This is a genomic window from Nocardioides sp. (assembly GCF_025965415.1).
Lineage (GTDB): Bacteria > Actinomycetota > Actinomycetes > Propionibacteriales > Nocardioidaceae > Nocardioides.
The window spans coordinates 1-6559 of record NZ_JAOPWY010000058.1 but is presented as its reverse complement, the minus strand read 5'-3'; the positions used below and the strand labels follow the sequence as shown (position 1 = coordinate 6559).

Sequence of the window (6559 nt, the reverse complement as noted above, 5' to 3'; positions counted from 1 at the left end):
AAGAGGGTCGACTTGCCCGCGTTGGGGAGACCGACGATGCCGATGGTGAGAGCCACGGGCGGGGAGTCTACGGCGGCGGCACTCCCCCGGACGAAACGCGACCCCGGACATGCTGGAGGGCCCAGCCGAACGGCTGGGCCCTCCCTCCTGCGGGTGTCAGCGACCCGTCAGGAGCCGTACACCGATCGCGCCCCCTGGCGGTCGGTCTCGGTCATGGAGAGATCGCTCGAGGATCCGTTGCACTGCGGGTAGTGCATGATCGACGCCGAGTCGTACGGCGTCAGCGGGCGCCAGTTGTTGTCCTCGAAGCAGGTGCCGGCCTCGGGACGCGTGTGCTCGTGGCGGAAGCCCAGCGTGTGCCCGAGCTCGTGGGCCAGGATGTTGGACGGCGTCCACGACCCGGAGCTCTGCAGCGAGGACGCGTTGACCAGGACGTTGCGCTGGCTGTCCGGGCTGCTCGGGAAGAACGCCCGTGCGATGTACTCGGAGGTGAAGGTCGGCTCGACCGAGAACACCACCGCGCTGTTGGACACCGTGCAGCTGGCGTCGGCCGACGAGACGTAGGTGAAGTTGACCCCGCTGGAGGCGGCCTCCCACTGCCCCGCGCCCGACTGCATCGCGGACACGACCGCGGCCTTGTCGGCACCGAAGCCGTTGCTCACGCAATAGGTCAGGTTCCGCGCCTGACTCGCAGACCACAGGTCGTCGGTGCCCCCCGCGGTGTTGACGACGAGGGACGTCGAGCCGGTGCCGTCCTGCCGGTTGACCATCGTGTCGTAGTAGTCGCGCAGCTTCGTGGTGGTCGCGATCGTCTCGTCGCCGTTGACGACGTACTGACCTCCGACGTCACGGAAGGTCGAGGCCTTGAACTCCGCGAAGGTCGGCACGTCCTCCTGCGAGGTGGCAGCGGTCGCGCTGGGGCTCATCGAGAGGGTCAGGGCTGCTGCCCCGAGCGTCGCGGTGGTGATCCGGCTGATCCTGCTGTTCGACATTCGACTCACTTCTTCCGGTTGGACACGGACTGGCCCTTCCAACCAACCCGGTCTAGACCACCGGGCGGAAGGGTCATGCCGGGTCAGGTGTGTGCACTGCACGAAGTTGCACGTCCCCTGAAAGACTCGCCCACATGAGTGACGTCGGGGGTACGCCGGTGCTGCGCGCGCCGGCCCATCAGGTCTCGCCGCGCGCGGTCCCGTTCTGGCGGGTGTCGGCCCTGATCGGCGACGCCCTGCCCGTCCTCGGCGCCGTCGTCGCGTGGCTGCTCATCCCCGGGGTCCCGGGCTGGGTGGGCCTCGTCGTGCTGCTCCTCGCCGCGCTGGCCACCGCGCACGTCGTGCTGATGCCGCGCATCCGGTTCCGCGTGCACCGGTGGGAGGTCACCGACACCGCCGTCCACACCCGCGAGGGCTGGATCGGGCGGCAGAGCCGGATCGCGCCGATCAGCCGCGTCCAGACGGTCGACTCCCGCCAGGGCGCCCTCATGCGCGTGTTCGGGCTGGCCTCCATCACCGTCACCACCGCCTCCGCCGCCGGCCCCATCACCGTCGACTGCCTCGACGCCGACACCGCCCGCGAGGTCGTCGCACGCCTGACCGCGATCACCTCCGCCACTGCGGACGACGCGACGTGATCCCCGCACCCGGCTCCCCCGGCGAGGGGTGGTCCCGGCTCAGCCCGCGCAAGCTCCTCCTCGACCCGATCAAGGTGGTGCGGCAGGCGCTGGTGCCCGCCTTCGTGGCCCTGATCGGCGTCAGCCAGGGAGGCATGGACTACTGGCCCATCATCTTCCCGGTCATGCTCATCGGGCCGATCGCGCTCGGCGCGATCCCCTGGCTCACCACCCACTACCGCCTCACCGACACCCAGGTGCAGGTCCGCCGCGGCGTCCTCAACAAGAGCACGTCCACGGCCCCGCTCGACCGGGTGCGCAGCGTCGACCTCGAGGCCTCACTGCTGCACCGGATCCTGGGCGTCCAGAAGGTCCAGATCGGCACCGGCGTCGACGACGACCGGATCGAGCTCGACGCCTTGGCCCGCGACGACGCTGCTGCACTGCGTACGACGCTGCTGCGCCGCCGCGAGGCCGCCGGGGTGCCGACGGCGCTCGACCACCAGGAGGACGACGCCGGCGAGACCCAGGCCCCGCTCGACCGGCCGGGACCCGCGCCCGAGCTCCTCGCCCGCATCGACTGGTCCTGGCTGCGCTTCGCACCCTTCAGCCTCACCCGGCTCGTGCTGCTGGCCGGCGCGATCGGCGTGCTCTCGCAGTTCGCCGACAACCTCCCGATCTGGAACGAGGACACGGCGACCTCGGCCTGGGACTGGGTGCGCCAGTTCGCCCTGGTCGCCGTGGTCGCCGTCGTGCTCGTCGTCGGCCTGGCGGCGTGGGTCCTCGTCGCGGTGAGCGGCTACGTCATCCAGTGGTGGAACTTCCGCCTGGTGCGCGAGCACGGTGCGTTCCACCTCTCCCACGGCCTCTTCACGACCCGCTCGATCACCGTCGAGGAGGCCAAGGTCCGCGGCGTCGAGCTGACCGAGCCGATGCTCCTGCGCCTGGTCGGCGGGGCCGAGCTCTCGACGCTCGCCACGGGCGTCGAGGACGGCGTCACCGCCGTCCTGCCGCCGTGCCCGCGCGACGTCGCGGTGTCGGTCGGGGAGGCGGTGCTCGCGGGGTCGGACCCCTTCACCCGGCCCCTCGTCGAGCACGGCCCGCTCGCCCGGCGACGTGCGTGGCTGCGCGAGGTGCGCGTGTCCCTCCTGCTGCCCCTCGCCGTGGGTGTGGCCGTGTGGTGGTGGGCCTTCCCCTGGTGGTGGCCGGTGCCGGTCGCCCTCGCGGCGCTCGCGCTCGCGGCGCTCGTGGGCGAGTCGTCCTACCGCCACCTCGGCCACGCGCTCGCCGGCGACCACCTCGTCGCCGGCCGCGGCGCACTCGCTCGGATCCGCACCGTGCTGGAGACCGACGGCATCATCGGCTGGGTCGTCAGCCAGTCGTGGTGGCAGCGCCGGATCGGGCTGGCCGACCTGACGGCGACCACGGCCGCGGGCGCGGAGCGCGTGCTGGTGCGCGACGTACGACTCGACGTCGCCGTCGCCCTGGCCGACCGCGCGACGCCGGGCCTGCTGACCGACTTCGTCGACGTGCCGGCGACGCGGGCCTAGAACCAGTCCGCGCGCATCTCCAGCGTGGTGGTGTCGGCCGAGGCGAGCAGGTCGAGCATCGGGGCCACCTTGGGCAGCTCCCAGCGGAAGAAGTAGCGCGCCGCGGCCCGCTTGCCGTCGTAGAAGTCGCCGGCCTTCTCCCCCACCGCGACGAGCTGCTCGAGCCACATCCAGGCGATGACGACGTGGCCGGCGGCCTCGAGGTAGACGGTCGCGTTGGCCATGACCTTCTCGGGGTCGCCCAGAGCGGCCAGCCCGAGGGTGACCTCACCGAGCCGATCGACCATCGCCTTGAGCGCGACGGCGTACGCAGCGGGCTCGCCACCCAGCTCGGTCGCGCGGCCGACGGTCTCCTCCATCCGGCCGGCGAGCGCGAGCATGGCGGCACCACCGCCGCCGAGCACCTTGCGGCCGAGCAGGTCCAGCGCCTGGATGCCGTGCGTGCCCTCGTGGATCGGGTTGAGCCGCTGGTCGCGCCAGTGCGCCTCGACGTCGTAGTCGCGGGTGTAGCCCGAGCCGCCGAGCACCTGGATCGCCAGGCTGTTGCTCTCCTGGCCCCACTGCGAGGGCCACGACTTGGCGATCGGCGTCAGCACGTCGAGGAGCTGGCCGGTCGCGAGCCGCTCGGCGTCGTCCTCGGCGGTCGCCTGCTGGTCGAGCAGCCGCGAGCAGTAGAGGTTGAGCGCCAGCGCCCCCTCGACGTACGACTTCTGCGCCAGCAGCATCCGGCGCACGTCGGCGTGCTCGATGATCGGCACCTGCGGCGCGGTCGGGTCGGCGTCGGTCAGCGGGCGCCCCTGGGGCCGGCCGCGGGCGTAGTCGAGCGACTTGAGGTAGGCCGTGTAGGCGGTCGTGGTCGCCGACATCCCGACGCCGAGGCGCGCGGCGTTCATCATGTGGAACATGTAGGACAGGCCCTTGTGCGGCTCGCCGACGAGGTAGCCGACGGCCCCGGCGGCACCCCCGGGCGTGAAGGCGCCGCCGCCGAAGACGGGCGCGGTGTTGACCGTCCCGCGGCTGCCCAGCTTGTGGTTGATGCCGGCGAGCGCGACGTCGTTGCGCTCGCCGATCGAGCCGTCGTCGGCGACGAGCCACTTCGGCACGATGAACAGCGAGATGCCTCGCGTGCCGGGGGGCGCGTCGGGCAGCTTGGCGAGCACCAGGTGGACGATGTTGTCGCCCATCTCGTGGTCGCCGCCGGAGATCCACATCTTGCTGCCGAAGATCCGGTGGGTGCCGTCGTCAGCGGGGACGGCGCGGGTGATCACGTCGCCGAGGCTGGAGCCGGCGTGCGGCTCCGAGAGGGTCATCGTGCCGAAGAAGCGGCCCTCCAGCATGGGCTGGACGAACCGCTCGACCTGCTCGGGGGTGCCGTGGGCGAGCAGCAGCCCGGCGTTCGCCACGGTCAGGAAGGAGTACGCCGCGGTGCCGATGTTGGCGGCGGTGAACCACGCCATGCAGGCCGACGCCACGACGTGGGGCAGCTGGAGCCCGCCGACCTCCTCGTCGAGGGTGAGGCCCATCAGGTCGGCCTGGGCAAACTTCGCCAGCGCCGCCTCGATCTCCGGGATCAGCCGCACCTTCTCGCCGTCGAAGGCCGGCTCCTCGGTGTCGCTCTTGCGGTAGTGGGGCGCGAAGTGCTCGGTCGCGAGCTGCTCGCACAGCGCCAGCAGGGCGTCGTACGACTCGCGGTCGTGCTCGGCGAAGCGCGGTCGCTGGCTCAGCTGCTCGACGTCGAGCCACTCGAAGAGCATGAACTCGAGGTCGCGTGCGGAGAAGATCCGGGAGGTGGGGGTGGACACGGGCAGACGCTACCCCGCGACCCCCGGTGGCCCGGGACGACGAACGCCCCCTCCGCTCGGGACAGAAGGGGCGCGCGCGCTGGTCCTCAGGGTACGCCCTCGGAGCCGCGGCGCACCGTCGTTCGAGGGATCCCTAGGGTGGAGGCGTGCGCATCGCCACCTGGAACGTCAACTCCCTCCGCTCCCGCATCGACCGCGTCGAGGCCTTCGTGCAGCGCCACGACATCGACGTGCTGGCCCTGCAGGAGACCAAGGCCCGCGAGGACCAGCTCCCGTTGATGGGCCTGCAGGCGCTGGGCTACGACATCGCCGTCGCCGGGCTCAACCAGTGGAACGGCGTCGCGATCCTCTCGCGCGTCGGGCTGGAGGACGTCGAGGTCGGCTTCGCCGACATGCCGCCGTACGGCGATCCCGCCGCCGCGGAGGCGCGCGCGATCGGGGCCACCTGCGGCGGGGTGCGTGTCTGGTCGCTCTACGTCCCCAACGGGCGCAAGCCCGACGACCCCCACTACGTCTACAAGCTCGACTGGTTGGCCCGGCTCCGCGAGAGCGCCCGGGGGTGGCTCGACGTGCCGACCGCGCTCGTCGGCGACTGGAACATCTGCCCCACCGACGACGACGTCTTCGACCCCGCGCAGTTCGCGAAGTCGACCCACGTCACCCCGCCCGAGCGGGCCGCCTTCCAGGGGTTCCTCGACGACGGCTGGGCCGAGACGACGCGCGCGCACGCGCCGGGCTACACCTACTGGGACTACTACCGCCAGCGCTTCGAGCGCGACCGCGGGCTCAAGATCGACTTCGTCCTCGGCTCACCGGCCCTGGCCAACCGGGTGACCGGGGCCTTCATCGACCGCGACGAGCGCGACCCCGCCCAGGGCACGGGCTCGCCGTCGGACCACGCGCCGGTGGTCGTCGACCTCGGCTGAGGCTCACATGACGCCGGCGGTCTCCGACGGCGTGCCGACCGGCTGCGGCGTCCTGCGGATGGCGTACGACATCAGCCCGGCGATCGCGCACAGTCCGGCCGCGGCGTAGAACGCCGGGTCGTAGCCGCCCGTGAGGTCGCGGACCACGCCGGCGCCCGTGGCCGCGACGGCCGCGCCCACCTGGTGGCTGGCGAACACCCAGCCGAAGACGATGGGACCCACCCCGGCCCCGAAGTGCTCGCGGCACAGCGCGACCGTCGGCGGCACGGTGGCCACCCAGTCGAGGCCGTAGACGATGATGAACACCCACATGCTGGGCGCGACGTGGGGCGCCATCAGCGCCGGCAGCGTCATCAGCCCGACGCCGCGCAGGACGTAGTAGCCGACGAGCAGCAGCCGCGGGTCGACCTTGTCGGTGAGCCAGCCGGAGGCGATGGTGCCGACCACGTCGAAGATGCCGACGACCGCGAGCAGCGACGCCGCCGTGGTGGCCGGCATGCCGTGGTCGTGCGCCGCGGGCACGAAGTGGGTGGCGATGAGGCCGTTGGTCGTCATGCCGCAGATCGCGAAGCCACCCGAGAGTAGCCAGAAGGTCCGGCTGCGCGCGGCGTCGCGCAGCACCCCGAGCGCCCGTCCGGCACTCGACCCGACCTGCTGGTGCGGCGGCGGACC

At 72.1% G+C, this 6559-nt stretch carries 6 protein-coding genes; 3 read left to right on the top strand and 3 right to left on the bottom strand.

The window, feature by feature from the left end; genetic code table 11:
- Nucleotides 1-167: 167 nt before the first annotated feature.
- The gene (locus JWN97_RS06555) at nt 168-992 is read right to left on the bottom strand and encodes a M57 family metalloprotease (protein WP_297620201.1); all 825 of its coding nucleotides are present in this window, start codon (nt 990-992) and stop codon (nt 168-170) included.
- A gap of 134 nt (nt 993-1126) precedes the next feature.
- Between JWN97_RS06555 and JWN97_RS06550 the strand changes: the two genes are divergently transcribed.
- Together JWN97_RS06550 and JWN97_RS06545 are read left to right on the top strand one after the other, a co-directional pair.
- Nucleotides 1127-1630, top strand: a complete 504-nt coding sequence (locus JWN97_RS06550; RefSeq protein WP_297620198.1) for a PH domain-containing protein — start codon at nt 1127-1129, stop codon at nt 1628-1630.
- Nucleotides 1627-3159, top strand: coding sequence for a PH domain-containing protein (locus JWN97_RS06545; protein WP_297620195.1), 1533 nt, complete (start codon nt 1627-1629; stop codon nt 3157-3159). The genes JWN97_RS06550 and JWN97_RS06545 overlap by 4 nt, the downstream gene beginning before the upstream one ends.
- On the opposite strand, the gene JWN97_RS06540 is transcribed toward JWN97_RS06545, so the two are convergent.
- Complete coding sequence (locus JWN97_RS06540; RefSeq protein ID WP_297620192.1) at nt 3156-4961, bottom strand: acyl-CoA dehydrogenase; 1806 nt, start codon at nt 4959-4961, stop codon at nt 3156-3158. The two genes, JWN97_RS06545 and JWN97_RS06540, sit on opposite strands and share 4 nt — an antisense overlap.
- A gap of 146 nt (nt 4962-5107) precedes the next feature.
- On the opposite strand from JWN97_RS06540, the gene JWN97_RS06535 reads away from it, so the two are divergent.
- Complete coding sequence (locus tag JWN97_RS06535) at nt 5108-5887, top strand: exodeoxyribonuclease III (RefSeq protein ID WP_297620188.1); 780 nt, start codon at nt 5108-5110, stop codon at nt 5885-5887.
- A 3-nt stretch (nt 5888-5890) separates the two neighbouring features.
- Here the strand turns inward: JWN97_RS06535 and JWN97_RS06530 are convergent.
- Nucleotides 5891-6559: MFS transporter (locus tag JWN97_RS06530; protein ID WP_297620185.1), on the bottom strand; the 669-nt coding region annotated here is incomplete at its 5' end.

What these genes read in the sequence shown, in the direction of transcription:
- JWN97_RS06555 (WP_297620201.1), bottom strand. Translation starts at nt 992, where the DNA reads ATGTCGAACAGCAGGATCAGCCGGATCACCACCGCGACGCTCGGGGCA.
- JWN97_RS06550 (WP_297620198.1), top strand. Translation starts at nt 1,127, where the DNA reads ATGAGTGACGTCGGGGGTACGCCGGTGCTGCGCGCGCCGGCCCATCAG.